Here is a 25,788-nt window from a genome sequence, read left to right as displayed (position 1 = left end):
CGTTGCCCGGCGGCGCGATCCCGTGTAGGTCGAGTTTCCAAGGTGTTTCGATCGTCAACGTCCTCTTCCCCCCGCCCGGCCGGCGCCGCGGAGCTCGTCGTCGTCGGGGCCGGCTCGGCGGGCGCCGTGATCGCGGCGCGCGTCACGGAGCGCGCGGATCGCGAGGTCCTGCTGCTCGAGGCGGGCCCGGACTACCCGGACCCGGAAGGCCTGCCCGCCGATCTGCGGGACGGCACCCGCAACTCGTGGCTCGCGCACGACTGGGGCTATCGCCACCGGCCGACGCCCGGCCAGATCATGTTCCTCTTCCCGCGCGGGAAGGTGGTCGGCGGCTCGTCGGCCGTGAACACGTGCATCGCGGTCCGCGGCCAGCCTTACGACTACGACGAGTGGGCGGCGCTCGGCCTGCCCGAGTGGGGCTTCGACGCCTGCCTGCCCTATTTCAAGCGCCTCGAGGACGATCTCGACTTCGGCGAGCCCTGGCACGGCAAGGGCGGCCCGGTGCCGATCCGCCGCGCCCGGCGCGAGGAGCTCGTGCCGTGGCAGGCGGCGTTCGTCGACGGGTGCAGGGCGCTCGGCCACCCCGAGTGCGCGGACACCAACGATCCGCGCGCGCCCGGCGGCGTCGGGCCGCACGCGATGAACAAGATCGACGGACAGCGCATGAGCGCGGCGCGCTGCTACCTGACCGCCGAGGTGCGCCGGCGCGAGAACCTGCGGCTCCGGCCGCGCACGACGGTGCGGCGGGTGCTCGTGCGGAACCGCCGGGTCGAGGGGGTCGAGATCGAGACGGACGGGCGCGTCGAGGTCGTCGCGACGCGGAAGGTGGTGCTGAGCGCCGGCGCGATCGCGACGCCGGGGATCCTCCTGCGCAGCGGGATCGGGCCGCGGGCCGAGCTCGCGCGCCTCGGCGTCGCGCTCGTGTCCGACGTGCCCGCCGTGGGGGCGCGGCTGCTCGATCATCCGGGCGCCGTCATCGGCCTGTGGCCGCGGCGCCGCGGCCTGATCGACGTCCTGCGCCAGCCGCTCGTCCAGACGATGCTCCGCTACACGTCGCGCGGGAGCCCGTACCCGAACGACGTGATGCTCCAGCCGGGCTCGTTCTTCCCGCTGCACCCGCGCCTCACGGTGCCGGCGTTCGCGATCGCGTGCTGCATCGGCAAGCCGCGCGGCGTCGGCCGCATCGAGCACGTGAGCGCCGACCCGCACGCGCGGCCCCGCATCGTCTCGAACATGCTCGTCGACCGGGACGACCTGTCGCGCGCGGTCGACGCGCTCACGCTCGCGTACGAGATCGCCCGCACCGCGCCGATGCGCGAGCTCGGCTGGTTCGTCTGGCCAACGGAGCGCACGCTGATGCGGCGGGAGGCGCTGGAGCGGTGGATCACCCGGAGCTGCGGCTCGGGCTACCACCCGTGCGGGACGGCCCCGATGGGGCCCGAGGGGGACCTCTCGGCGGCGGTCGACGGGCGCGGGCGGGTCCGCGGCGTCGAGGGCCTGGTCGTCGCGGACGCGAGCATCATGCCGACCATCCCGAGCGTGAACACGAACCTGACAGCGCTGATGATCGGCGAGCGGTTCGGCGAGTGGCTCCGCGACGGCGCGGTGTAGCCGCCGCCCGGGGGCGAGAGACCCGCTGACAGCGTTCGGCGCGCGCTCGAGGGTCGACCGGCGCTAAGGTCGCCCTCATGACGTCCACCGTGACCCGCAACACGGGCTCCACCATCAAGTACGCCGTCATCACGGCGGTGCTCGCCGGCCTCTCGTTCCTCTGTTTCCGCGCGATGATCGGCCGCTCCGGTCTGCTGTGGCTGCTCTGTCTCGCCGGCGGCCTCGGGTTCGCTGTGTTTTCGCTCGGGTCGCTCCTGGCCGCCAAGGACCTGGCCGGCACCGCGACGTGCCCGCGCTGCCAGGCGACGCTCGAGGAGATCGAGCTCAACCATACCGACGACCCGGCGTTCTGCGACAAGTGCCAGGCCGCGTACCTCGTCGACAAGCGCGTCCTCACCGTGCTCGCCGACGACTACGTCCACCCGACGCCGGGCTTTCCGGCGCCGGTGACGAGCGAGACGATCAGCTGGCCGGCAGGCTGCTGCGTGTGCGCGAGGCCGGCGACCCGCGGCATCGAGGCGAAGGCGCACGACGGCGAGACCGGGACCAACGCGGCCGTCGCCGCGGCCGGGCTCGCGCTCGGGAGCATCGCGGTGCGCACCGGCGGCGGCACGACCTACACGCTGCGCATCCCGCACTGCGCCGAGCACGACGACGGCGCGAAGCTCGAGATCGAGAGCAACAACAAGCCGCCGCTGAAGATCCGCTTTCGCTCGTACGCCTACCAGCGCCGCTTCCTCGAGCTGAACCCGAAGCCGGCGAAGGCCGCGTAGATCCGGGCCCCCCGCTCCCGGCGAGACGAGCTCAGGACGGGCTGGACAAGGGGCAGGAGGCGCCGCCCGCGGGAGCGCTCAAGGCGCCGTCGCGCAGCCGCGACCGCGGAAGACGACCAGACCGCCGAGCTGGACGCCCACGACGTCAGGGCACCCGTTGCAGTCAAAATCGGTGATGCCGATGCCGAAACCGTCGATGTCCTGGAAGGTGCCGGGGAATGGAGCCGCCTCGGCTTCGAACGTGCCCTCCTGGGTCTGAAGGAACGACCACATCTCGGCGGTGTTTCGGCTGACCGCGACGAGATCGCTCCGCCCATCGAGGTTCAGATCGGTGATCTGCAGGCCTCCTGAGACGAAATACTGGTGGTCATCGATGGTGAGCAGCGGCTGCGGCGCAGTCAGGTGGCCGAGCTCGTCTTGCAGCAGGATCCACACCCGCATCGGCCCGTCGGAGTACTCGTGCGTGACGGCGGCGACGTCCTGGCGTCCGTCGTTGTTCACGTCGCCCACCGCGACCGAGACGAACGAGACGCCTGAGCTCGGCGGTGTTGTCTCGAAGAAGACCTGCTGTCCGGTCGTGTCGAACCCGCGCTCGACGTCGTGCGGAAAGACGGCGATGCCCGCGCCCACGCCGGTCATCGCGATCACCGCGTCGGGGCGACCGTCCCCGGTCACGTCGCCGGTGACGATCCCGGACATGAACACGCCGCCCGGCAGCTCGTGGGTCAGCTCGAAGCCGCCGCCGCCGTCGCCCCGGTAGACGAGGATCTTGCTGTGATAACCGAGCCCGACGATGTCGAGGATGCCATCCCCGTCATGGTCCACGGCGGTCGGGGAGAACGTGGTTGGCGCGGTGATCATCCTCGGGGGCTCGAAGGCGCCGCCGCCCTGGTTGCGGAGGAACGCGAGCCCTTCCTGCTGCGCGACGACGACGTCGAGCGCGCCGTCGCGATCCGCGTCGAGCAACAACGTGTCTTCGACCGAGTTGGCCGGCGTGGAAGAGGTGTAGATGACTTCGCCGTTCAGGTCCCGTACCCGCGGATGGGTCTGCAAGTACAGCGCTCTGCGATCCGTGCTCACGAAGTCGAAGCGCCTGTCCCCGTCGATGTCGCCCAGCGACAGCTGACCCATGTACACGCCCGAGGACTCCGCGGGATAGAGGAGGCCGGGCTTCAGGTAGTAGCCGCTGCCGTCGCTCGGCTCCTCGCCCGGGAACGGGCCCGCACATCGATCGCCCGCGCCGCCGCCGTTCGGCACATCCGCGCCGCCGCCGTTCGGCACATCCGCGCCGCCGCCGTTCGGCACATCCGCGCCGCCGCCGTTCGGCACATCGACGACGCGCTCGGCCGTCCCGCGCCAGGCAACGGGCCTGTCCGGCGAGCCGACGTCAGCCGCCTCTTCGTCCCGCGGCGAATCGACCGAGTCGTCGTGGGGAGATGGTTCGGGAACGACAACCGAGCTCTCGCACCCCGAGCTGAATCCGATGAGCAAACAACAAGCTACCAACATGCGTCCGCTGCTGTGTCGCGCACACCCCATAGGCTACCTCCGCAAGACAAATGAAACCCACGAACCTGAACGTCTCCAGGACACGCCCGTCCCCGCGCCCTCGGCGGCTCGGCGACTACGATGCAATGAACGGGCTGCGCATTCATCGGAGCAGGAAAATCGCATCGCGTCATCAGGGGCGCGGCGGCACGTTCTTGCCCGGCGCATCGCGTCGCCGAGCCGGCCACGACGGTTCTCCCTGCCGGCAACGCGTCGTGGTGTAATTTTCCACCACGACGCGCGCCCAGCTCCGTGAATCCCCGGAGCACCTCTTCCGCGAAGGGGCAACAACAGACACCTTGCTCTTTTGCGCCTCTGCGCTCCTGGCGCCTTGTATGTTCCGCGAGCGTTCTGGATCCACGTCGTCGTCGTACCGAGGGGGGGCCGGGGGGGAGACCGGCAACCTGTGGATTTGTGGACAATTTCGCGGCGAGCCGCCACAAAGCTACGCGTGGCAGACCGTTCGCGCCTTGGTCTTGAGGCCGTCGCAAAGCATGGGTCGCCACGCCGTAGGTCCTGGATAAGCCCGCACGGCTGCCTGAGGCATAGCTCGCATCGTTCGCAAGGATGGGCTTCTGGGGCTGATGTTTCCGCGTTTCAGTGAGGGAAAGGTCGACGTGTCCACGTTCGTAGGGATCGATGTCTCGAAGGAGCACCTGGACTGGGCCGTTCATGGCTCCAGCGCAGGGGGGCGGCTGGCGCATGACGAAGAGGGCCTGCAGGCGCTGGTGGACCAGCTACGCGAGCTGTCGCCGACGCTCGTCGTGCTGGAAGCTACCGGTGGGCTGGAGATGCCGGTGTTGGCGGTGCTGAGCGTCGCGGCCGTGCCCGTGGCGGTGGTCAACCCGCTCCAGATCCGCAACTTTGCGCGCGCCACCGGCCGGCAGGCGAAGACCGATCGGCTCGATGCCAAGTGCATCGCGCACTTTGCCGCCGCCGTGCAGCCGCCGCTGACGCCGATGCCCGAGGCCACGACGCTGGAGCTGGAGCTGCTGCTGGCGCGCCGGCGCCAGTTGATCACCATGCTGGTGGCCGAGAAGAATCGGCTCTCGGGCTTGGTTGGGCCCCGCCGCGTCGCGCGCGTCGTCAGCAGCATCAACCGCATCATCGAGACGCTCGAAAAAGAGCTGAAAAAGCTCGACGACGAGCTCAAGGACAAGATCGAAAAGAGCCCGCTCTGGCGCGCCAAGGACGAGCTGCTGCGCTCGGTCCCCGGCGTCGGGCCCGGCACCTCGCGCACGCTGCTGTTCGACCTGCCCGAGCTGGGCACGCTCAACCGCAAGCAGATCGCCGCGCTCGTGGGCTTGGCTCCGTTCAACCACGACAGCGGCAAGATCAAGGGGCGCCGAGCTATCTGGGGTGGACGAGCCTCGGTGCGATCGATGCTCTACATGGCGAGCGTCGCCTGCATGCGCTTCAACCCCGTGATCCGCGCCTTCTACGACCGGCTGAAGACCGCCGGCAAGCCTACGAAGGTCGCCCTCACGGCGTGCATGCACAAGCTGCTCACCATCCTCAACGCGATGGTGAAGGCGAACCGACCCTGGCAGGTCGCCGCCGCTTGACAAAGAACACGGCTGCTTTGCGTTGAAGTTCTCCCCGCTCGCGAGGCAGAGCCCTCTCAGGATGCCTGACCTGCGGATTCAGCAGATCATCCCCTGGCCGCGCATCTCGGCGAGATCCTCGTCGCTCGCCCGGCGGTGCCGCCCGAGGAGCAGGTCGCCGAGCCAGAGGAGGTTGTAATTGCAGTGCATGTACCGGTGGTGCAGGTAGTGGTGCCGGGAGATGAAGCGCACGTAGCGCGTGCCGAGCAGCCACCGCATCGGCCGCGACGCGCGGGCCATGGCCTCGGCCCGCGGCATGTGCAGGTACGGGTGGAGGACGAGCGACGACAGCGGGTAGATCACGAGCGGCAGCAAGGCGCCGACGACCACCGCCGCCGGGAGGAAGAGCGCGTACAGCGCGAAGAACGGCAGCACGGGGGCGGCGAACGCGAGGATCCCCAGGCCGGCCAGCGAGACGCCGTATTGCTCGCGGATCATCCGCCGGTCGCCCTGGGTCTCGACGATCCAGCGATCCAGCCGCTCCTGCTCCTCCCGGTTCCGGAACTGCCGCACGTGACTCTCACGGTAGGTCTTGCCGTGATGCACGACCGAGTGACTCGTATGTGCGCGCAAGAGCGGGCGGCCCACGAAGCCGAGCCGCTTCGCCGCGCTTCGGACCTTGAGGGTCGCGTGCAGCGCGTTCCGGTGGAGAAACGACTCTGCCATGGAGACGGTGAGATAACCGATCACGACGCCCGCCACGATCTGGACAGCCCCTGTAGACATTGCCACGGGATTCATGGGTATGCTCCTTCGCGCAGACCTCTGGTCTGCAAGCGACGCTGGCGCGGCCGGCGAGCAGCGCGGCCGGGATGCCTTCGTCGATGCCGGTTCGTGCATGGCAACCGCGGTGCCAGCCGGCTGGGGCGCGACTCCGCCCGTCCGGCGCCGCGTTTCGGCGTCGGAGCCCTCACGCCGCGCCGCGGGAGGGCTCCTCGCATGGAGGCCAGGACCTCCAGCTGGCGGCTGGCCCCTTTACCCCGGCTGGCCGCATGCGCCGCCGGCGGCGCGGCGCGTTGCTCGATCGAGCAAGCGGATGTCCGCGCCGATGCAGCCTGGGCTCGCTGAGGCCCTGATGACGCTCGGCGCGCCCGCGTCGGGGCGGAGAGCGGCCCACGAGGCCCGCTGGAGACTGGCATCCTTGCTGCAGTGACGCCTCTCGCCGCCGCACCCACGCCGCCCCGTGCCGGCCGTGGCCGGCTGTCGCTCGGCCCGGCTCCTCGGCGAACACCCGTGGATCAGGAGCTCGCGCCGGACAGCGCGCCTCGCGGCGGAGAGGAAGAGGTAGAGGACCCATGATCGAGCAGAACGCCCTTCATCGCGCATCCTGGATGCAGCGCCCCGAGCCACTGTCCGCGCGGCGGGGTGAGCGCGCGCCTCTCGTGCGCCTCGTGCGCGGCCACGCCGCGACCATCGCGGGCTTCGTCACGAGCAGCCTCACCCCGGAGCTCACGTCCCCGGTCCCCTGGCGGTTCCGCGTCCCTGGCGGACCGTACGGCGCGGCGACGCTGACCGGCCTGTACTTCCCGTCCCCGGGCAGCCGCGAGCTGGTCGTCCTGCTGCACGGCATGGGCGGGGATGTGCGCTCGGCCTACCTGCGCGCGGCGACGGCTGCCCTGCGCGCGCAGGGGCTGTCGGTGCTCCGCCTCGGCCAGCGCGGCTCGTCGTGCGACCCGGAGGATCTCCACCACGCGGGGCTCTGGGAGGACCTCGCGGCCGTGCTGAGCGGCGATCCCATGGTTGCGCGCCAGGAGCGGATCTTCGTCGTCGGCTTCTCGATGGGCGGACACGTGGCGCTCCACCTCGCCGCGGCGGGGCACCCGCGGCTCGCGGCCGTGGCCTCGATCTGCTCGCCCCTCTACCTCGATCGCGCCGTGAGCCACATGGATCGCCCCGAGAGCGTCGTGTACCGGCGCCACGTCCTCGGGGGGCTGAAGCGGATGTACCGGGAGATCGCGCGGCGGCGGCAGATGCCCGTCCCGCCGTCGGCCGTCGATCGGGCGGCGACGCTGCGCGAGTGGGACCGCCTGACGGTGGTCCGCCGCTTCGGTTTCCGCGATCCCACGGCCTATTACGAGGCCCAGGGCGCCGGGAGGATCCTTGGCTCGCTGGCCACCCCGGCGCTGCTCCTGTACTCGCGCCAGGATCCGATGGTGCCCCCGGCGACGCTTTCCGGCCTGGCAGCGCGCGGGGGGCTCTCGTCGCCCGCCCGCGTCGTCTGGATGGACGGCGGCGGCCATATCGCGCTTCCCCGCAGGCTCGATCTCGGCCTCGGCCCGGCCGTGCCTCGGACCCCGTACGAGCAGATCGCCGCCTGGCTGCGGCGCCACCAGGCCCCCGGGGGCGCGTCATGAGCGCTCGGATCATCCCCATGGCCATGACACGCCTCGCTTCGCTCGAGACGCAGAGGACGGAGCTCACGATGAAGACCGATGATGCGTTTCCCCGCGCCGCGCCCGCGGCGACCGACACGGCCCCTCGCACGACCTCGCTCTCGGCCGAGGATGCCCGGCGGCTGATGGCGGGCATCAAGGCGATCCGCGCCGGCGCCTCGGCCCGGGCGGGCGCGGAGGATCTCCGCCATATCAAGCGCCTGTCCCTGCTGGGCCGCGCCTTCTCCGCCCTCGGGTACGCGACGTCCGCGCTCGGGCCCAACCCGATCTCGATGATCCTCATCGCCCTTGGCCGGTTCGCCAGGTGGGTCGTTGTCGCGCACCCGGTCCTCCACAAGGCGTATGATGGCGTCGCCGGCGGCGACCCGGCCTGGAACAGCCGCACGTTCGCGCGGGGCCGGCGCAGCCTGTGGGACTGGTTCGACTGGCTGGACGCCGACGCGTGGCAGGCGCAGCACAACGTCTCTCATCACTGCTACACCGGCGACGAGCGCGACCCCGACCGCGTCGCCGTCAACATGGCGTGGCTGAAGAGCAAGCCGAAGTTCGTCCGCGCGCTCGCGCTGCTCGTGACCGCGTGCACGTGGAAGTGGCTCTACTATGGCCCGGCCACCCGGAGCGCCCTCCGCAAGCGGCGCGAGCGCGCGGCCGAGGCCTCGACGGAGGGGCGCGAGCGCGCGGCCTGGTCGCCCAGCGTGCTGCTCGACCGCGAGATGCTGCTCCGCTCGTACCTGCCGTATGCGCTCGTGCACTTCGTCCTCCTGCCGCTCGCGTTCCTGCCGTTCGGCCGCTGGGCGGCGCTCGGCGTGCTCGTCAACAGCGTGGTGGCGGAGCTGCTGTCGAACCTGCACAGCTTCGCGGTGATCGCGCCGACCCACACGGGCCTGGATATCCCCATCTTCGAGGGCGCCGCGCGCAGCCGCGAGGAGTACTACGTCCGGCAGATCGTCGGCTCGGTGAACTACGAGAGCCCCAGCAGCGCCGCCGACTTCCTGCACGGCTACATGGGGTATCAGATCGAGCATCACCTCTGGCCGGACCTGCCGCTCCGGCAATACCCCGAGGTCGCGAGGGAGGTCGAGGCCCTGTGCAGGGAGGTCGGGCTGCCGTACCGCAGGGACTCCGTCTGGAGGCGGATCGCCGAGATGGTCCGCGCGGTGATCAGCGACGAGGAGGTGCAGGCCGCGCGCGTCGCGATCTCCGGCGCCGGCGCGCGCCGCGCCGGACGGAAGAGCGGCGGTGGCCTTGAGCTCGCTTCCTTGCACGGATAGGCTCCGAGGTCCATCGATCGCGGGCTCGCGCGGACGTCACGCACGTCGCGAACGTCGGATTCAGGAACAGGGAGAGAGGGAATCATGACGACGAATCAGGAACGACAGCTGGTGGTGACGTGGCAAGATCCTGCGCCGGCGGTGGAGAAGGTGAGATCGATGTCCGGCCTCGCCTACCTCACGGCCATGATGAACGGCGAGCTGCCGATGGCGCCGATCGCGAGCTTCCTCGGGCTGCGGGTCGCGGCGGTGGAGGCCGGCCGGGTCGTCATCACCGGATCTCCCGGCGAGCAGCACCAGAATCCGATCGCGATGGTCCACGGCGGGTATCTGAGCACGATGCTCGACTCCGCGATGGGCTGCGCCGTGCACGCGTCCCTGGAGGCGGGGGTCGGCTACTCGACCGTCTCGCTCCAGGTCAGCTTCGTGAAGGCCCCGCGCGCCGGCGGGCCCGAGCTCATCGCCGAGGGCCGCGTCGTCCACCTCGGCAAGCGCCACGCCACCGCCGACGGGATGCTGCGCGACGCCGACGGCACCCTCTACGCCCACGCCACAACGACGTGCCTGATCCTGCGGTGAGCGCCGCCCGCGCCGGCTCGCCCGTGAGCCGGCGCGGCTACCGGAGGCTCTCCTCGAGCAGCGCGTTCGGCACGCCGCGGAGATCGTCGCCGAACGACCCGACGCCGAGCTCGTAAACCTGGTTCAGGATCGTGAACCAGAGATCGCGGAGCTGGCGATCGTTCCCCACAGCGTCGTAAGCGACGTGCGCGTCGTTCAGGAAGACGCCGTCGCCGCCGAGGAGAACAGGGCTGCGTCGGCCTCGTGGCTGGGGAGCGTGCGGGTCCCGAGCCATTTTTCAGCAGAAAATTGAACAGGGAGACAGGGAGATTTTTTGGATTGTACTCCCCGTCTCCCCGCCTCCCTGTTCAATTTTTCCCGTAAAATTCGAGAGCGCCGCGGATCCCAGGGCCTGGCCGTGTCAGACGCTCCTCGTCTGCGGCGTCTTCCCGGGACGCGGGACTCGGCGCCTCCTCTCCATGAAGGGGAATCGCAGCGGCGCCGAGGACTCCGAGGGGATCGCAGAGAATCGCTGTGCTCTCCTTGCCCTCTGTGCTCACTGCACCTCCCTGCCCCGGATCCCGGGCACTCGATCGACGGGGGCGAAAGGCATCTCCCGCAGGAGGCCCGAGGCTTGCTCTCTCCAGCGCAGGTGCGTCGATGGCACCGGGAGGGGCGCATGTGGACTTCGAAGACGGGGAGAACCAGCGGTAGGTCAACAAGGGGGAAAGGCGTCGTCCAGGGGCTCGCCGGGCTTCTCGGGATCGGCCTCTGTCTCGGCATCTCCAGCGCTTCCGCCGCTGACGCGACGCAGGCCGCCTCGCCTCAGGCCATCTCGCCTCAGGCTCCGGCGCAGGGTCGTGCCGAGCCTCCGCAGCGGGCCGCGACCATCACGCAGCGCGCTCCGCAGCAGGCCGCGACCATCACGCAGCGCGCCCCGCAGCGGGTCGCGACCGCCGCCTACGTCGCGAACCCGCGGAGGGCGCGCTGGATCATCGCGGGCGCGTCGACCCTGGGCGGCTTCTGGGTCGCGTCGGCCGTCCGCGGCGCGACGCTCTCCCTCGCGCAGCCGGAGGTGCGGATCCGGCTGGTGCCGCAGTGCTCCCAGGGCGCCTGCTTCGTCGTCCGGCGCCACGAACGCACCTCGGCCAACCCCGCCTCGCTGCTGATCCCCCTCGCGGGTCCGTGGATCCACCTCGGCACGGGGCGGCCGACGGCGGCCAGCGCGGTCGGCCTCTCCCTCCTCGGCGCCGGGCAAGCCGTCGGCCTGGGGATGCTGCTCGGCGGCATCGCCATGCCTCGGCAGGTGCGCGTGCCGCTGCAGCGCGGCCAGGTCCTCCAGGTGGGCGCAGCCCCGCTCGTCACCCCCGGCGGGCTCGGGCTCTCGATCAGCGGATCCCTGTAGGCGCGCCCGTCACCGCGGGAGGCCCAGGATCGCCCGCACGCGCAGCCGCTCCTCGGGCGTGAACGAGCCCTCGAGCAGCGCCTCCTCCTCGGCGCGCCGCGCGTCGGGATCGGCCACCGTCGCCTCGATGTCCGCGCGCGCGCCGGCGAACGCGTCGAGGCGCTGCTGCCAGGCCGCCCGCTGCCGGTCGAGCTCCGCGAGCCGGTCCGCGGCCTCGGGGCCCACGGTCGCGACCCGGTGCGCGCGCAGCGCCTCGTCCGAGGCGCCCGCGTCCCGGAGCGCCTGCTCCTCGGCCTGCTGCGCGAGCGGGCGCGTCGCCGCCTCCCGCGCCTCGCGGACGGCCTCCGGGAGCGCCGCCTCGACCTCCGCGATCTGCGCGTCGCGCTCCTCCGGCGAGAGGGCCTTGTCCGCGAGGATGCGGGACTCCTCGATCGCCGCCTCGATCTCCCGCTCCTCGTCGCCGAACAGCCGCGCCGCGGCCGCCTCGCCGAACCATGCGCGCCGGATCTCGCGCAGCGCGGCGAGGCGCGCCGCCGGATCGGCCTCCTGCTCGACGCGCGCCTCGCCGGCCGCCTCGCGGTAGCCGAGGTACCGGTCGAACAGCGCGATCGCCTGCTCCGCCGCGCGCCCCGCCGCCCGCTCCCGGATCGCCGCGACGACGCGGGCCCGGATCGCCCGCGCCGGCTCCTCGCCGGCGGCGCTCAGGAAGTAGTCGAACAGCCCGAGCAGCTCCGGGCCGACGACCAGATCGCCGCGCTCGTCGACGGTCACCGCGCCGTCGACGTCGGTGCCGCGGAGCGAGGGCGGCGCGGCGATCGCCGGCGGGCGCGGCGCCGCTGGGGGCCGCGAGCCCGACAGCGCCTGCCGGACGCGCGTGGAGGACGGCGCCACCGACAGCGCGGGCAGCGCCTCCTTCCGACCGGGGCGCGCGGCCCCGTCGTTCGACCTGCCAGAGGGCGCCGCCGGTCGAGGCCGCTCCCCCGAGAGGAGGCGCCCCACGCCGACCGTCGCGACGAGCGCCATTGCCACGAAGAAAGCGGTCCTGCCACGACGCGCCACGAAGAGCCCTCCAGAAGGTTAGAGGCCGACGGCCTTCAGCCGGCTCGCGTGCGACCGGAACACGGACTTCGGGTTCGGGCCAGACAGGTTGATAAACCCGAAGATCTGATTGACCTCGTCGAGGTGGTTCATCGCATAGTCGTCGCGGACCACCTCTCCGAAGTGGGAGCTGCACCTGCCCACCATCCCGTCGTTCGACTCCGAATACAGCGTGGAGATGAGCTTGAGCGTCAGGTCCGTCGGATCGATGAGGCTCGTGACGACCGCTGTCCCCGACCACGAGAAGAAGCGCACGCCGCCCTCCTCGGCGGGGCCCTGCCCGCACCGGCCGCCGGGCAGCCCGGCGGGGTAACGCGCGTTGAACTCGCGCATCCCGGCGGCGGACAGCGATCTGACGGCGGCGATCGCGTCCTGAGGCGCCGTGTGCCCGCTGAGCAGGCTGAGCACCGCGCCGAGGCCGTTGGCGAGGAACGAGAGCGCCCCCTCCGCGAACCCGCCCTCCCGCAGGTTCTCCTGGAGGAAACTGGCGAGCTCGGCCCCCTGATGCGGAGACCCGATGGTGGTCACCGAGGCAATGAGATCCGGCCGCACCGCGGCGACATACCGGGCGTCGAGCCCACCATGGCTGTGCCCGACCAGGTTGACCTTCCCGCTCCCGGTGCGCGCGACGATATCCTCGACCTGCGCGAGCAGCGCCTCCCCCCGCGCCTCGGTGCTGTCGAACTGGGGCACCTCGGTGGCGTACACCTCCGCTCCGCCGGAGCGCAGCGCCGACGCGATCCCACCGAAGTAGTCGATCACCCCGAACATCGCCTTGAAGCCGGCCATCCCGTGACAGAGCACGATCGGATACCGCGTCTGCGCATAGCTCTTCATCGCCAGGGCGCCCTCGCCGAACTCGGCGCGCTCCACGTCCGCCGGCTCGTCCATCGACGCGACGCATCCTTGCGAGAGCAGCACCACGACAGCTCCCGCCGTGCACCGCAATGCGTCAATCCACATCCGGCGCCCGGCCCATCGTTTTCTCTCGACTCTCTGATTTCGAGCGGGTGTGACGGCGGTGGGTCGTGCAGCGCGCATGCTGGAGGAATGAGCTCGTCTGATCACCTGTCACCTCTGATAGAGTATTTGTTTAATTCGAATCAAGCAGAACTCACAGGCTCTCAGCGCGACAGGCACCTCGCGTATCCTGGACAATCGGAAGCCCGGTGTCCTCCCCTTCACGGGTCACGTCGGTCCAGGCGGCGCGACAGGGCATCAGCGCGGGGGCGCAGAGCCGCCCATGTCGCGGCGAGGGCCGGGGGCACGCGGACGGGCGAGGCGGAGGGCGCGAGCCCTCGGGTCGGCTAGGTCGCCGTCGCACCGCGCGCGCCGAGGACGATGCGCGCGTTCTCGGGCACCGCCGTCAGGAACCGCTCGCGCCGCCGCGGGTCCGCGATCCGCCGCGCCCGCGCGAGCAGGAGCTCCCTGGCCTCCGAGAGCACCGTGGCCGCCTCGCCGTGGGCGCCGGACGCCGCGAGCGCCTCGGCGTAGGCGAGCCGCACGAGCGACTCGCCTTCTTCCAGGGATCCGAGCGCCGCGAGCTCGCCGAACGCCGCCCGCGCCGCGCCGAGCGCCGCCGCGACCTCGCCCGCGGCGAGCAGCGCCCGCGCGCGCACCGCCACGGCGGCCGCGCGCAGCCGGGGAGCCACGTGCAGCGCCGCCTCGGCCGCGCGCGCCTCCCGCTCGGCGGTCGCGGCGTCGCCGGAGAGGAGCGCGATCTTCGCGAGGTAGGTCCGCGCCACGCCCTCCATGCGGAGGTCGCCCCGCTGCTGGAACGCCTCCACCGCGCGCCGCTCGACGAGCTGCGCCTCGTCGAGCTTGCCGAGCTGCCCGAGCGCGTGGCCGAGGTTGTGCAGCGCCACCGTCTCGAGCTCGCGCAGCCCCATCCGGTCCGCGGCCTCCAGGGCCGCGCGCAGGACGGACTCGGCCGCCCCGAGCTCGCCGAGCTCGGCGTAGATGAAGCCGAGGTTCGCGCCGATCACGCACGCGCTGCGCCTGTCCCCGGCCTGCTCGAAGGCCGCGAGCGCCGCCTCCAGGCCCTCGAGGCACGCCTCGGGGTCGCCGCCGGCCGAGGCGCGGATCGCGCGGAGCTGCTGCGCCATCGCGACGAGCTCGGCGTCCGGCGGCGGATGCGCGCGGAGGTCCTCGTCGATGCGCGCGAGCAGCGCGTCGGCCTCGGCGTAGCGGCCGCCGAAGACGAGCTGCGCGCCGCACTCGCAGAAGCACGCGATCCGGGCGCGGCGCAGCGCGGCCGCGCCGGAGGACAGCGCCGCGGACGCGGCGGACGCCGGCGCCGGGGGCGCCGCGGAAGGCGGCCCCGCCGACGCCGCAGACGTCGGCGCCGGCGGCGCGCAGGACGGCGGCGCAGCGGACGCGTAGGAGGGCAGCGCCGCGGACATCCCCTCGGCGACGGCGGCCCACCGCGCAACGCGGTCGACCGCGCCGAGCTTCCCGGCCGCGGCGGCGATCTGGGTGACCGCCCGGAACCACCCGGCGCAGCCGGCGGGGAGCAGCTCGGCCGCGGACGCGCCCAGCTCCTCGGCCGCCGCGAGGTCGCCCGTCCAGACGTTGACCTCGGCCGCGACCAGCCGGAGCGCGCCGAGATCCTCGCCCTCGGCGCCGCACGCCTCGCCGCACGCGGCGCGCTCGATCGCGGCGCGCAGGTCGTTCGCCTCGAGCGACTGCCCGGCCGCGCGGCGGTACCAGCGCACCGCGCGGCCGGGCTCTCCGCCGCGGCGGAAGTGCTCGGCCACGCCCCGCGGATCGGCGGAGGCGCTCCGCTCGAGCCACGCGCCCGCGAGCCGGTGGCCGAGGGCGCGGTCGCGCTCGGTCAGCATGGCGTACGCGGCCTCGCGGACGAGCGTGTGGCGGAAGACGTAGTCGGCGGCGTCGGCGAGGCCCGCCGACGCCGAGGCCGGCGCGACGAGCTCGCGGTCGGCGAGCGCCGTCAGCCAGGCCTCCACGTCGGCGAGGCGCTCCTCGCCGCCGAGCAGCGCCGCGACGCCGCGCTTCGAGAAGCGATCGCCGAAGATGCTGGCCGCCCGGAGCACGCGCTTGCCCTCGTTGCCCTCGGCGTCGAGCCGCGCCTCCACCGTGCCGAGCACCGAGTCGGGCAGGAGCTCCTCCTTGCCGCTCGCGACCGCGCGGATGAGCTCTTCCAGGTAGAACGGGTTGCCGCCGGCGCGCTCGACGAGGTGCGCGACCACGCCGTCGGGCACGGGCTCGCCGAGCGCGGCGCGCACGAGCTCCGCGCTCGCGCGGCGCGGCAGCGGGCCGAGCTTGATCGTCTGCACCTCGCGCTCGGCCCACAGGCTCGGGAACAGCCGGTGGACGTCCGGGCGCGCGAGCGCGAGCAGGATGAGCGGGAGCTCGCGGAGGTTCCGCAGCGTCGCGTCGAGCAGGCGCACGGTGGCGGCGTCGCCCCAGTGGAGGTCCTCGAGCGCGAGGAGCACCGGGCGCGCGCCGCACTCGGCGGCGAGCCAGTCCTCCCAGGCGGCCCCCACGCCGTCGCTCATGCCGGTGGCGCTCTGGCGCGCCGCCCGCACCAGGCGGGCGTGCTCCGGCGACGGCGCGCCGCTGATCTCGCCGAGGAACGCCGCCGCGCGATCGAGCGCCGGGCCGCCCAGGTGACGCCCGAGCCGCTGCTTCAGCTTGCGCTGCCGCGCCCACGCCGGGTCGCGCGCGCGGAGGCCGGCGGCCCGGCAGAGCACGTCCGCGATCATGCCGAACGGCGAGCCGGGAGAGCCCGAGTCGGCGCGGCCCCAGAGGATCTCGATCGGCTCGTCCCGCTGCCGCAGGGCGGCGAAGAGCTCCAGGCGGAGCCGGGACTTGCCGGCGCCGGGCGGCCCGAGGACGAGCACCGCGCTCGCGAGCGCCTCGGAGATGCAGCCGGCGAGCACGCCGTGGAGCATCGAGAGCTCGCGGGCGCGGCCGACGCACGGGGTGCGCTTCCCGAGCAAGGCGGGGGCGATCTCGTCCACGGCGCGCTCGCCGTAAAGGAAGAGCGGCCCGCCCGGCGCCGAGGGTGCGGCGTGCGCGACGATGAAGCGCGGGCCGAGCATGTCGGCGGTCGCGCCGTCGATGCGCACCGCGCGCACCTCACGCTCATCGAGCGCCGCGCGGAGCTCGGCGAGGCCGCGATCGATCACGTCGCCCTCGGCGAGGCCCGCGGAGAAGACGCCCCGCCCCGTGATGACGCAGAGCGGTGCGGCCGGGAGCTCGGTGCGGAGGGCGAGCGCGCACTGGGCGGCGCGCTCGGCGCGATCCACGGCGCTGCCGGGGCCGGACATCATGACGAGCTCCACGCCCGGGACGAGCTGCGTGAGCCTGCCGCCGTGGAGCTCGATGAGCGAGCGGATCTCCGCGGCCCGGGCGCTCGACGTGGACGGCTGCGACCTGCTCGATCCGGGCGGCAGCTGCGACCTGCGGGAGGCGGGCGGCTGCGACCTGCGCGAGGCGGGCGGCGGCTCGCCAGGGGCCTCCTGGGCCTGCGGGGCGGGCTGCGGCGCCCGGGCTGCGCCGTGGCCGGGCTCGCCGAGGAAGACGAGGCTCACGACGCGCTGCTCGCCCAGCGTGAGGGCGGCGCGGTCGCGCGGGGCGAGGCCGTGGGCCGGCGCGTCGGGCGGCGCGCCGCCCGCGAGCGTCGGCGCGTCGGGCGGCGCGGTCCACCCGCCCCGCATCGCGGCGATCCGGTCGAGCTCGGCCGCGACCTCGGCGCCGTCGCGCGGGCGGTCGCCGGGCTGCCTGGCGAGCATGCGCGCGACGAGCTCGTCGAGCGGCGCCGGCGCGTCCGCGCGCACGTCGCGGAGGCGGGGTGGGCTCATCAGCAGCACCCTGCTGAGCGAAGCCATCGGGCTCGCGCTCGCGAAGGCGGGCTGGCCGGCGAGGCACTCGAAGAGGACGCACCCGAGGGAGAACACGTCGCCGCGCGGGTCGGGCACGCTGTGCGCCTCGACCTGCTCCGGGGCCATGTACCCCGGCGTGCCGAGGACGCCGCCGGTGACGGTGACGCGCCCCGCGTCGCTGCTGGGCCGCGCGATGCCGAAGTCGACGAGCTTGACCCGCCCGGCGTCCCCGCCCGGGAGGAAGAGGTTGCTCGGCTTGATGTCGCGGTGGACGATGCCGCGCGCGTGCGCGAACGCGAGGGCGTCGGCGGCCCGGCGCACGAGCAAGAGCCCCTCGCTCGCCGGCAGGACGCGGCGCGCGAGGCGCGCGGCGAGGTCCTCGCCGTCGAGCCACTCCATGGCGAGGTAGCGATCGCCTTCCGGGGTGCTGCCGTGCGCGACGTAGCGAACGATGCCCGGGTGGACGAGCGCGGCGAGGAGGGCGGCCTCCCGCTCGAACCGCTCGATCTGGATCTCGTTCCTCAGCCGGACGATCTTGAGGGCGACCGCCGCGCCGCCGAGGCGGTCGTACGCCTTGTAGACGGTGCCCATCCCTCCGGAGGCGGCCTCGCCCTCGACGACGAAGCGCCCCGCGATGATCTCCGCGTGGCCCACGTCAGCGCAGGAACACGGTGACCGAGCCGGGGTTCGGCGTCCTCTCGACGATGAGCTTGCCCGAGCTGCTGCGGACCTTGCCGCGGCAGTTCGGGAAGCTTCCGTCGCTGTTCGGCTCGTCGCACAGGCTGTCGCACGAGCCGGCGACCTTGATCGCGCACGTCTCGAGCGAGGGCCCGCAGGCGCGCGCGAGCGACGAGGCCTCGGGGGGGAGGCACGCGTTGTAGCGAGGCAGCGGCGCGAAGATGTCGCCGTAGTAGGTGGCCTCGCGCGTCGGGTAGGCCGCGCGCTCGACCTTGCCGGCCTGGAGCTCCTCGCGATCTCCGCGGACGGAGATGTTCACCTTGTGCCCGAGGTAATTGACGCGGGCGAGGACGCAGCCGCTGACCCAGGACCGGCACGCTTCGTCGCAGGCGCCGCCCTCCTCGCCCCAGCTCGCCGCGAGGCCGAGCTCCCCTGGGAAGGAGAACTCGTCGCCGTCGACGGCGACGGTGAAGCCTTCACCCGCGGGCAGCGCGCAGCCCGCGACGTACTTCAGCAGGGTGCGCGCGGCCGGGTCGCGGAGCGCCTCGGCCGTGCGCGGGTGGCCCGAGAGCGCCTCGGCCGTGAGCGCGTTCGACGTGAGCGCCTTCGACGTGAGCGCGTTCGACGTGAGCGCGTTCGACGTCAGCGCGTTCGACGTGAGCGCGTTCGCCGTCTGGGCGGCCTGGGACGCGGCGTCCCCGGCGTCCTCGGCCGGAGCGTCCGGATCGAGCGCCACCGCGCACGCGCTCGCGAAGAGCGCAGCGATGGCCAGGAGGAGTGCAGCTAGCTTCGGCGAATGCTCCATGGATAACGCCCCCCTGGGATGCCCATGAGCGCATGGCCCACGAGCTCCCGAAACGACCGGCGCCGAGGCGCGGGCCAAGGGGTGCGCGCATCGAACACCGGTGCGTGATCTTGTTCAGATGCACGAGCCGCGAAGAAGCCCACGAGTCGGAGCGGCCGATCGGGCCATCTCCGCTACAGAGACAAATGGAAAGATGTCACTGATACCCCGCCGGGCAAAGACCGACGCGCACGCAATGGTCTCTTTTTTTGTGTCGCGGCGCGATCGCTCTGTTGGCGCTGTTGCGGCGCTGTTGGCGCGAGACTCCTGCTCTGTCCAAGGCATCATGGACAGCGCTGCTGGCACCGGGGACGGAGGGGCGATGGGGTGCGGTCGAAGTGCGATGGTGGCGACACGATGGCCTGTCGCTGACAGCCAACCTCCTCGCCGGGAGGCGCCCGGAAAGGCGCTCGGCGGGAGCGATCCATCCGAGCGGACGACGGCCTGGGCCTGCGCCTCCCGGGCCCCGCCGTCGACTCCCTGAGCTCCCCCGGCGGGCCCGCTGGCCGCCGGGGCGGCCGGCAGGGGGCGCCGAGGTCGGCCGAGCCGGCCGGTGCGTTGCGCCCCCGGCCGTCCGCAGCGGTCGCGCGACGGAGGGCGCTGGGGCGGGGACGTTGGGGCGGGGGCGTTGCGGAAGGGCGGCGGCTGGACGGGCTGCTCGGCGCGGTGCGTCGACGCCCTTGACGTCGCCGCGTGTTGATCATTACATGCCCCGGACCATGAAGGGCCATGCGCGCAATCTGATGACCGAGCGTGTTATCGCTTTGGAGCAGGGCACGCCGGTCACCGACATGTTGCAGCTGTTCGCCAACCATCACCTGAGCGGCGCGCCGGTCATCGACGGGGGGCACCACATCGTCGGGTTCGTCAGCGAGACGGATCTCCTGGGCGTGCTCCTGCGCAAGGAGTACGCAGGCATGACGGCTGCAGACGTGATGAGCACCCCGCCCATCTGCGTGGACGAGTTCATGCCCACGGACGAGGTGATGACCCTGCTGCGCGCGAACCGGATCCACCATCTGCCGGTGGTGCGCGAGGGGCGCCTCGTCGGGATCATCACCCCGCAGGACATCCTGCGCTATTTCGTGGAGTGCGTGATGCCGCTCCCGCCGACCTCCGCCTGACGTCGCGCGCCTGCCAGCGCGAGGCGCCGGTCAAGCCGAGGACGCCTCCCCGCCCGGCGCTCGACGCTGGCGCGGGCGGTGGATCAATGTAGACGAGAGGTCACGAACCACTCCGGGGAGATGTATCCGTCGGGGCTCGAGATGGGGATCGCGCAGGTCCCGTCGAGCGCGGTATAGGACTCGATCCGCGTCTCCGTGTCGAGGTACCCGACCGCCGATGCGGTGTTGCACTCATCGTACCCGGGCGGCGCGCCGCCCCCGTCGTCGAAGCGCGCGCACTCGGCGTGGGAGAGCACCGCGTAGTGCAGGTGCGAATTGCCCGGATCGCAGGGGAAGCTGTCCTCCGCCGGGCACTCCGTCCACTTGGTGTCGCAATGGAGGTTGTGTTGTCTCGGGATGTCGTCCCAATAGGCGATCTTCCCGAGCGGCGTGTCGGTGCCGATGTCCTGTCCCACGAGGGTCATCGCCAGCTCATCCACGTCGAGGTGCCCGTAGAAGGAGCAGAACCGCCTCTCCTCGCCGTTCTCCTTGAAGCGGTGCTCGACGAGCGCGATGCCGAGGTACTGCGAGCAGTTGATGCCCGCCCGGAGGAGCTTGCCAGGGGCGATCGGGAAGACGTAAGTGCCCTCCGTCCGGCCGCTCGCCTTGCCGATGTCCTCGCCGAGGTGCCGGCCCTCGTTCCAGTCCGGCTTGTGGCCTATGTTCTGGATCATCTTGTGATCGGGGAACGGGAACTGGAGGCTCCCCGTGGGCGCGATGCACGCGTCGTTCACCCTCTGGTTGACCATGCACCCCATCGGGCAGTAGGTCGCGTGATCGAAGCGGTAGACCCGCGTCCTCTCTCGCCCGTTCTGGCCGTCGCCTTCGCGCCCCTCGCACGGCACCCAGCGCGTCGACGCGCCGTCCTCGCGCTCGCAATACGCCTTGCAGGCGTAGAGCATCCACGGGTCACCCGCGGCGTGCAGGCCGGGGTTGTGGCCGCAGTAGGCAGGGTCGTTCAGGAGGACGTCATCGCTGTTGTTGCACAGGATCGCCTCCGGTTCGGCGGTGATGTCGCTGCACGTGTTGCCGAAGAACTCCGTGATCGATCTGCAGAACGAGCTCTGGGCCCCGTACGGATCCGGGCCGCAGATCCCGCACGCGGTGCCGCACGAGATCCCCGTGGCGTGCCAGCCGTCGGGGCGGTAGAGCTGCCGATCGCGGCACTCGAACACCTGCCCGCCGCGGCCGCAGACGCTCGCGCCCCGCCGCCGCGACGCCGGAGGGACCTCGTTTCCCTGGTAATCGAGGATGGCGTCGCAGCGCGACGACGGGCTCGGCTCGGGCGTCGGATCCGGGATCCCGAACGGCTCCTGATCCGACGTGGCATCACACACGTCGTTTCGGCTCTTGGTGTCGAGCGGCATGCACGCCACAGAGCACTCCTCGTAGGGCACCGGACGGCCCACGACGGCGCGCGTGGACTCCGCCGACGGCGGACAGTACGTCCAATCGTCGTAGGCGCACTGGTACAAGGTCCCGACGCGGCCGGTGATCCCGTGTTGACCGCAGAACAGATGGCGGCAGAAGCCGTTGTCGTCCGGCCCCACCCTCGTGTACACCGCGTCGGTGACCGTGGGGCACGCCTCGTCGCAGCGGTCCCAGTCGCGGATCGTCCTGGCGCCGTCCTGGGGCTGCGCGCCGGTGACCTCGTGGTAGTGCATCGCCGGCAGCTCCCGCACGGTCTTGCACTCGCCGGTACCGCCGAGCGCGGAGCATTCCCGATACGGCACAGGGCGGGCGCCCGGCCCGGGGCAGGCGAAGAGCTGCGTCGCCTTTCCCTTGATCTGGATCAAGGGCTCGCCAAAGCTCCGCGCCAGGTCGTTGTTCCAGGGGCTACGAAAGACCTGATCACCGCAGAAGGTCTGGCCCTGCTCGACCGACTTCCATGTCCCGTCCTTGTCCTGGAACTGCTCCGGACAGCGACCGAACTCCGCGCCCTCCTCCTCCGGCTTGCCCGGCTCGCAGGGGCGATTGAGGTCGAGCCACCCCGCTTCTCCGCAAATCCATTCGCTGCGGTTGCCGTGGCCGAGGCCGCAGATCGTCTCGCCGCACGCGGTCGTGGTGACCTCGTTGTCGAAGCTGTCCTGCACCCCGCGGCAGGCGTTGCAGGTGCCCGCGCGCTGCGTGCACGAGAGCCCCAGGCTCTGCCACCCGTCCGCGGTGCACACCATCTTCACCCCGTCGCTGCCAGCCCCGGTCGGGAAACACACGCGTTGCCCACAGGTGCGCGGGATGTGATCGCCGCCGGCGACGGGCGGGACCTCGCACGGGCACTCGCTCGTCGCGGCGTCGGTGCACGCCCCGCGGCGGCAGCCCCCCTCGCAGATCGTCCACTCGAGCGGGATCTGCCCCGCGCCCGCGCACTGGTACAGGGCCGCGGGCTCGCCGTTCACGACGTCCGCGCCGCAGAAGGTCCCTGCGCCGGGACAAGCGAGATCACCGCACCTGTTCCCCGGGAAGCTGCGCCAGTTGTCGTTCGCGCCGAGGTCGACGCAGTGATAGGCGATGAGGTCGCGCCCGCACACGAAGCTGTCACACCGGGTGTCCTCGATCGGGATCGCCTCGCCGTTGTAATAAAAGCCGCCGCTGCACGCGCACGCGTCGTCGTTCGCCTGCGCGCCCAGGGGCGGCGCCGCGACGGCGGGAGGGGGCGGTTCCTGGCCGCAGCCCATGCCCGCCACCACCCCGGCGGCGAGCAGCACGGCGAGCGTCCCGAGGAGGCGCAGCGCCGGCGCACGCCGGAGGCGGCTCGAGACAGGGCTTCGGTGCGACGGACTGCCCTCGACGCGATCATGCATGCGCTGCATCTCCCGGCTGCTCTTCAGCTCACTTCGCGATCTTGCGGACGTCCCCCGCCCGGGTCGCCCAGTAGACGAACGCCTCGTCGACGGCGATCGCGATCGCGTCGAGCTGGCCGACGGCGAGCGTCGTCACGGCGCCGCCGGCCTTCGGGACCTTGCGGATGGAGCCGACGCGGTTGGCCCAGTAGACGGCGCCGCCGTCGCCGGGATCGACGGCTATCCCGGCGGGGTTCGGCTGATCGTCGGCGAGCACCGTGAGGTCGGCGCCGTCCTTGGCGAGCCGGAACACGAACCCGTTCGGGCTGCTCCAGAAGAGGTGTTCGGCGTCGACGGCGAGGGTGTGAGGCGTGAGGTTCGTCGTGTCCACCACCTGTCCGGACGCGATCTGGCGCCGCTCGGTGCCGTCCTTGCGGAGCTTCACGACGGTGCCGTCGGTCCGGGACCAGTAGAGGTGCTCCGCGTCGCTCGCGAGCGCGCCCCCTGGCTCGGAGAACACGCCGGTGATCTCCTGCGCGCGCTGTCCGCTCGTGAGGGCGTCGACGCGGTAGATCCCGCCCTGAGAGAGCGAGGTGAACCAGACGTCGCTGCCGTCGGTGACGACCGCCCAGGGGTCGGGGATCGCGGTGGTGAGGGGGATCGCGGCGCCGCCGGACAAGGGGTACCGGAGCACGCCGGATGACCCGGTGACGATGGCGTCGGCCCCGAGCAGGGCGATGTCCTCGAAGCGGTCGGCGCTGCAGCCAACGACCCCGGGAGGAGCGCCGTTGGCGAGGCACGTCGCGCCGCCGGAGAGCTTGTCGACGCGGACGGCGATGCCGCCGGCGTGCTGGAAGCCGACCAGGTAAAGGGCGCTGTTGTCGACGACGAGGGCCGATGGCACCGCGAGGCCCGAGGCGAGCGACGTGGCGCCCGGGGCGCACTCCCCGGCGTCGCAGAGGCCGCCAGCGCAGTCGTTGCCGCACGCGCCGCAATTGAAAGGATCCGAGGCGAGCGCGACCTCGCACCCGGTGAAGGCGTCGCCGTCGCAGTCGGCGTACCCGGCGTCGCACGCGACCTCGCAGGCGCCCGCGACGCAGGTGGCGGCGCCGTGGCGCGCGCTGCAGGTGTTGCCGCAGGCCCCGCAGTTGTCCGCGTCGCCCTCGACGTCCGCCTCGCAGCCGTTCGCGGGCTCGCCGTCGCAGTCGGCGTGGCCGAGGTCGCACGCGAGCGAGCACCTGCCGGCCGCGCACGAGGGCGTCGCGTGCTGGTCGCCGCAGACGTTGCCGCAGAATCCGCAGTTGTCCACGTCGCTCGACGTGTCCCCGCAGTCGTCGCCGCCGCCCCCCGCGCCGTCGCTGCCGAGGCAGAGGCCGAACGCGCGGATCGAGCCGGTGAACGCCTCGCAGCGGGCATGGACGCCGGACATCGCGGCCAGATCGCACTCGTACGCAAGCTCAGGCTCGAGCGTCGCGCAGCACGTATCGAGCAGCGCCTCGCACGGGGCCGCGCTGAACGGCTCGTCCGGGGCGAGCCTCGGACAGCGGCCCGCGTCCGCCGCGCCGCCGAGGTAGTCGAGGCACCGCGCCGCATCGGACTCCCCCGCGAGGGCGGCGCAGCGCTCGCGCGCCCCCTCGGGGAGCGAGGGACAGCACCGCTCCGACAGATAACCGCAGCTCTCGGCCGCGGGGTCGACGTCGGCGCAGAAGCCGTTGTCCTTGGCGTCGCTCTCCAGGAACCGGTGACACAGCTGCTCATTGCCCCGGAATCCGGTCGCGTGGCACGCTTCCCTGAGCTGCGCCGGCAGCGCCGCGCAGCACGCGTCGAGCAGGCCGGCGCAGCTCGGGCCATAGGGGACCACCGGCGCCCCACCCTCCCCGGGCCCTCCGGTGCAGAGATCGACCGCGTTGGCGCTCGCGAGGAAATCGTCGCACGCGGCGTCGTTCGCCTGGCTCGCGGCGGCGTCGCAGCCCGCGACGAGCTCTTCGGGGAGCGCGGGGCAGCACGCTTCGCCGAGGTGTTCGCACCCTCGTCGAGCCCCGCTCGCCACGGGGGCACACGCGCCGAACGCGGTGCCATCCGCGTTGCACTGCTGCGCGCCGAGCGACCCGTCGGCGAGGAAACAGGCGGACAGGGCGCCTGGCGAACAGATGGCATCGTCACCGCAATCGGCGCCGAACAAGGCGAGTGCGAGGAGGAGAGCGGGGCGGAGGCGTGAGTCGTTGCGGCGCATGACGGTCGAAAATAACGCTAAAGCGCCCCCGAATGAGGTGTCAATTGGCGTTCCGAGCCGACGCACGCCTGAAAACGACGATCGGAAACGGGCATTGGAATGGAGCGGATCTGTCGGCCGATTCTCGACCTCAATTTCCCGCTCGGGCGCTCTCCGCCCCCTACCGCCGGTCGAACTGGTACCGCGCCCGCTCCGCGCCCTCGATCTCCACCACGATGCGCTTCGGGCCGAGCCGCACGACCGCGTGCGCCGCGGCGGGGCGGCCCGGCGCGTCGTCGTCGAGGTTCTCGATCAGGCTCTGGAGCGTCACGTACGGGATGCCGCGGATCACGTCGAGGTGGTTCCAGTGCAGGTGGCCGTTGAAGACGGCGAGCACGCCGTGCTCCTCGAAGATCTTCCGCATCGCGCGCCGCTCGCGCACGAGGCAGATGTGCGGGCTCCCCTCGAACCAGCGGTTGCCCCGGAGATCCTGATCGGCCGCGCTGTGGTGCATCAGCACGATCTTGGGCAGCGGGGACGCCGCGAGGTCCTCGCCGAGCCAGGCGAGCTGCTCTGGCCCGAGCGAGATGTCGTGATCCTTGCGCTCGCGCGTGTGAAGGACCGTGAAGTGGAAGCCGCCGCGGTCGAAGGCGTAGTGGAGCCGCGTCGCCTCGGGTCTGCCCCAGGCGGACAGCAGCTCGGCCTCGCTCAGGTGGATCACGTCGTGGTTGCCGGCGACGTGGAAGAGCTCGGCCTTCAGGCCGCCGAGCGCGGCCATGCAGGCGCCGTAGCGCTCCCGGTCGGCCTCGGGCCCCTCGTCCTCGATGTCGTCGCCCAGGTTCACGACGAGATCGGGCCGCGTGATCTCGTTCATCCGCCTCACGAAGGCGCGGGTCAGCTCGGGCGCCTCGCCCGTGAGCTTGCGCAGCTTGCCCCCGAACGACGCCTCCGGGCCGAAGTGCAGGTCCGAGACGAGGGCGACGACGAGCTCCATGCGCGCCTC

General features: G+C 72.3%; 18 protein-coding genes. 8 read left to right on the top strand and 10 right to left on the bottom strand.

All coding sequences use genetic code 11. The annotated features are described in order from the left end of the window. Positions 1-42: 42 nt before the first annotated feature. Complete coding sequence (locus WME82_RS19410; protein ID WP_438044053.1) at positions 43-1,611, top strand: GMC family oxidoreductase; 1,569 nt, start codon at positions 43-45, stop codon at positions 1,609-1,611. Between the two features lie 77 nt (positions 1,612-1,688). Further along, positions 1,689-2,384, top strand: coding sequence for a hypothetical protein (locus WME82_RS19405; protein ID WP_438044052.1), 696 nt, complete (start codon positions 1,689-1,691; stop codon positions 2,382-2,384). A 78-nt stretch (positions 2,385-2,462) separates the two neighbouring features. On the opposite strand, the gene WME82_RS19400 is transcribed toward WME82_RS19405, so the two are convergent. Further along, a complete protein-coding gene (locus WME82_RS19400) occupies positions 2,463-3,875 on the bottom strand; it encodes an FG-GAP repeat domain-containing protein (RefSeq protein WP_438044051.1) in 1,413 nt (470 codons plus the stop codon). 641 nt (positions 3,876-4,516) lie between these two features. On the opposite strand from WME82_RS19400, the gene WME82_RS19395 reads away from it, so the two are divergent. Next, positions 4,517-5,497 carry an IS110 family transposase gene (locus WME82_RS19395; RefSeq protein ID WP_438039300.1) on the top strand — a complete coding sequence of 327 codons (981 nt, stop codon included), beginning with the start codon at positions 4,517-4,519 and terminating at the stop codon, positions 5,495-5,497. Between the two features lie 78 nt (positions 5,498-5,575). On the opposite strand, the gene WME82_RS19390 is transcribed toward WME82_RS19395, so the two are convergent. After that, positions 5,576-6,277: a hypothetical protein gene (locus WME82_RS19390; RefSeq protein WP_438044050.1), complete on the bottom strand. Its 702-nt coding sequence runs from the start codon at positions 6,275-6,277 to the stop codon at positions 5,576-5,578. Between the two features lie 554 nt (positions 6,278-6,831). On the opposite strand from WME82_RS19390, the gene WME82_RS19385 reads away from it, so the two are divergent. From WME82_RS19385 to WME82_RS19375, 3 genes are all read left to right on the top strand, one after another. After that, positions 6,832-7,890 carry an alpha/beta fold hydrolase gene (locus WME82_RS19385; protein ID WP_438044049.1) on the top strand — a complete coding sequence of 353 codons (1,059 nt, stop codon included), beginning with the start codon at positions 6,832-6,834 and terminating at the stop codon, positions 7,888-7,890. Between the two features lie 17 nt (positions 7,891-7,907). Beyond that, positions 7,908-9,200 carry a fatty acid desaturase family protein gene (locus WME82_RS19380; RefSeq protein ID WP_438044048.1) on the top strand — a complete coding sequence of 431 codons (1,293 nt, stop codon included), beginning with the start codon at positions 7,908-7,910 and terminating at the stop codon, positions 9,198-9,200. An 84-nt stretch (positions 9,201-9,284) separates the two neighbouring features. Further along, positions 9,285-9,779, top strand: a complete 495-nt coding sequence (locus WME82_RS19375) for a PaaI family thioesterase (RefSeq protein WP_438044047.1) — start codon at positions 9,285-9,287, stop codon at positions 9,777-9,779. Between the two features lie 37 nt (positions 9,780-9,816). Here WME82_RS19375 and WME82_RS19370 read toward each other — a convergent pair whose 3' ends face one another. Then, a complete protein-coding gene (locus tag WME82_RS19370; RefSeq protein ID WP_438044046.1) occupies positions 9,817-9,948 on the bottom strand; it encodes a hypothetical protein in 132 nt (43 codons plus the stop codon). A 489-nt stretch (positions 9,949-10,437) separates the two neighbouring features. Between WME82_RS19370 and WME82_RS19365 the strand changes: the two genes are divergently transcribed. After that, entirely contained in the window at positions 10,438-11,163 is a 726-nt protein-coding gene (locus WME82_RS19365) for a hypothetical protein (RefSeq protein ID WP_438044045.1), read from the top strand. A gap of 9 nt (positions 11,164-11,172) precedes the next feature. Here the strand turns inward: WME82_RS19365 and WME82_RS19360 are convergent, their stop codons facing one another. From WME82_RS19360 to WME82_RS19345, 4 genes are all read right to left on the bottom strand, one after another. After that, positions 11,173-12,186, bottom strand: a complete 1,014-nt coding sequence (locus WME82_RS19360; RefSeq protein ID WP_438044908.1) for a lipase secretion chaperone — start codon at positions 12,184-12,186, stop codon at positions 11,173-11,175. 54 nt (positions 12,187-12,240) lie between these two features. Next, positions 12,241-13,152, bottom strand: a complete 912-nt coding sequence (locus WME82_RS19355; RefSeq protein WP_438044044.1) for an esterase/lipase family protein — start codon at positions 13,150-13,152, stop codon at positions 12,241-12,243. A gap of 416 nt (positions 13,153-13,568) precedes the next feature. Next, a complete protein-coding gene (locus WME82_RS19350) occupies positions 13,569-17,762 on the bottom strand; it encodes a serine/threonine-protein kinase (protein ID WP_438044043.1) in 4,194 nt (1,397 codons plus the stop codon). 1 nt (position 17,763) lies between these two features. Beyond that, complete coding sequence (locus tag WME82_RS19345) at positions 17,764-18,591, bottom strand: hypothetical protein (protein WP_438044042.1); 828 nt, start codon at positions 18,589-18,591, stop codon at positions 17,764-17,766. 782 nt (positions 18,592-19,373) lie between these two features. Between WME82_RS19345 and WME82_RS19340 the strand changes: the two genes are divergently transcribed. Then, positions 19,374-19,754: a CBS domain-containing protein gene (locus WME82_RS19340; RefSeq protein WP_437916730.1), complete on the top strand. Its 381-nt coding sequence runs from the start codon at positions 19,374-19,376 to the stop codon at positions 19,752-19,754. 83 nt (positions 19,755-19,837) lie between these two features. Here WME82_RS19340 and WME82_RS19335 read toward each other — a convergent pair whose 3' ends face one another. The 3 genes from WME82_RS19335 to WME82_RS19325 all read right to left on the bottom strand — a co-directional run bounded on the left by WME82_RS19335 (position 19,838) and on the right by WME82_RS19325 (position 25,779). Then, positions 19,838-22,603, bottom strand: coding sequence for a hypothetical protein (locus WME82_RS19335; RefSeq protein WP_438044041.1), 2,766 nt, complete (start codon positions 22,601-22,603; stop codon positions 19,838-19,840). Positions 22,604-22,622: 19 nt separating this feature from the next. Next, positions 22,623-24,806, bottom strand: coding sequence for a hypothetical protein (locus tag WME82_RS19330; protein WP_438044040.1), 2,184 nt, complete (start codon positions 24,804-24,806; stop codon positions 22,623-22,625). Positions 24,807-24,966: 160 nt separating this feature from the next. Further along, positions 24,967-25,779 (bottom strand): metallophosphoesterase family protein, encoded by an 813-nt coding sequence (locus tag WME82_RS19325; protein WP_437767767.1) that lies wholly within the window; start codon positions 25,777-25,779, stop codon positions 24,967-24,969. Between the last annotated feature and the right edge of the window lie 9 nt (positions 25,780-25,788).

This window comes from Sorangium sp. So ce128 (assembly GCF_051525245.1).
GTDB lineage: Bacteria > Myxococcota_A > Polyangia > Polyangiales > Polyangiaceae > Sorangium > Sorangium cellulosum_B.
The sequence above is the reverse complement of the archived record's forward strand: the minus strand, read 5'-3'. Positions and strand labels throughout refer to the sequence as shown.

Bases quoted from the DNA above. Each gene is read 5' to 3' on its own strand.
- WME82_RS19405 (WP_438044052.1), top strand. From the start codon at position 1,689: ATGACGTCCACCGTGACCCGCAACACGGGCTCCACCATCAAGTACGCC.
- WME82_RS19395 (WP_438039300.1), top strand. From the start codon at position 4,517: ATGTTTCCGCGTTTCAGTGAGGGAAAGGTCGACGTGTCCACGTTCGTA.
- WME82_RS19390 (WP_438044050.1), bottom strand. From the start codon at position 6,277: ATGAATCCCGTGGCAATGTCTACAGGGGCTGTCCAGATCGTGGCGGGC.
- WME82_RS19385 (WP_438044049.1), top strand. From the start codon at position 6,832: ATGATCGAGCAGAACGCCCTTCATCGCGCATCCTGGATGCAGCGCCCC.
- WME82_RS19380 (WP_438044048.1), top strand. From the start codon at position 7,908: ATGGCCATGACACGCCTCGCTTCGCTCGAGACGCAGAGGACGGAGCTC.
- WME82_RS19375 (WP_438044047.1), top strand. From the start codon at position 9,285: ATGACGACGAATCAGGAACGACAGCTGGTGGTGACGTGGCAAGATCCT.
- WME82_RS19365 (WP_438044045.1), top strand. From the start codon at position 10,438: ATGTGGACTTCGAAGACGGGGAGAACCAGCGGTAGGTCAACAAGGGGG.
- WME82_RS19360 (WP_438044908.1), bottom strand. From the start codon at position 12,186: ATGGCGCTCGTCGCGACGGTCGGCGTGGGGCGCCTCCTCTCGGGGGAG.
- WME82_RS19355 (WP_438044044.1), bottom strand. From the start codon at position 13,152: ATGGACGAGCCGGCGGACGTGGAGCGCGCCGAGTTCGGCGAGGGCGCC.
- WME82_RS19345 (WP_438044042.1), bottom strand. From the start codon at position 18,591: ATGGAGCATTCGCCGAAGCTAGCTGCACTCCTCCTGGCCATCGCTGCG.
- WME82_RS19340 (WP_437916730.1), top strand. From the start codon at position 19,374: ATGACCGAGCGTGTTATCGCTTTGGAGCAGGGCACGCCGGTCACCGAC.
- WME82_RS19335 (WP_438044041.1), bottom strand. From the start codon at position 22,603: ATGCAGCGCATGCATGATCGCGTCGAGGGCAGTCCGTCGCACCGAAGC.
- WME82_RS19330 (WP_438044040.1), bottom strand. From the start codon at position 24,806: ATGCGCCGCAACGACTCACGCCTCCGCCCCGCTCTCCTCCTCGCACTC.
- WME82_RS19325 (WP_437767767.1), bottom strand. From the start codon at position 25,779: ATGGAGCTCGTCGTCGCCCTCGTCTCGGACCTGCACTTCGGCCCGGAG.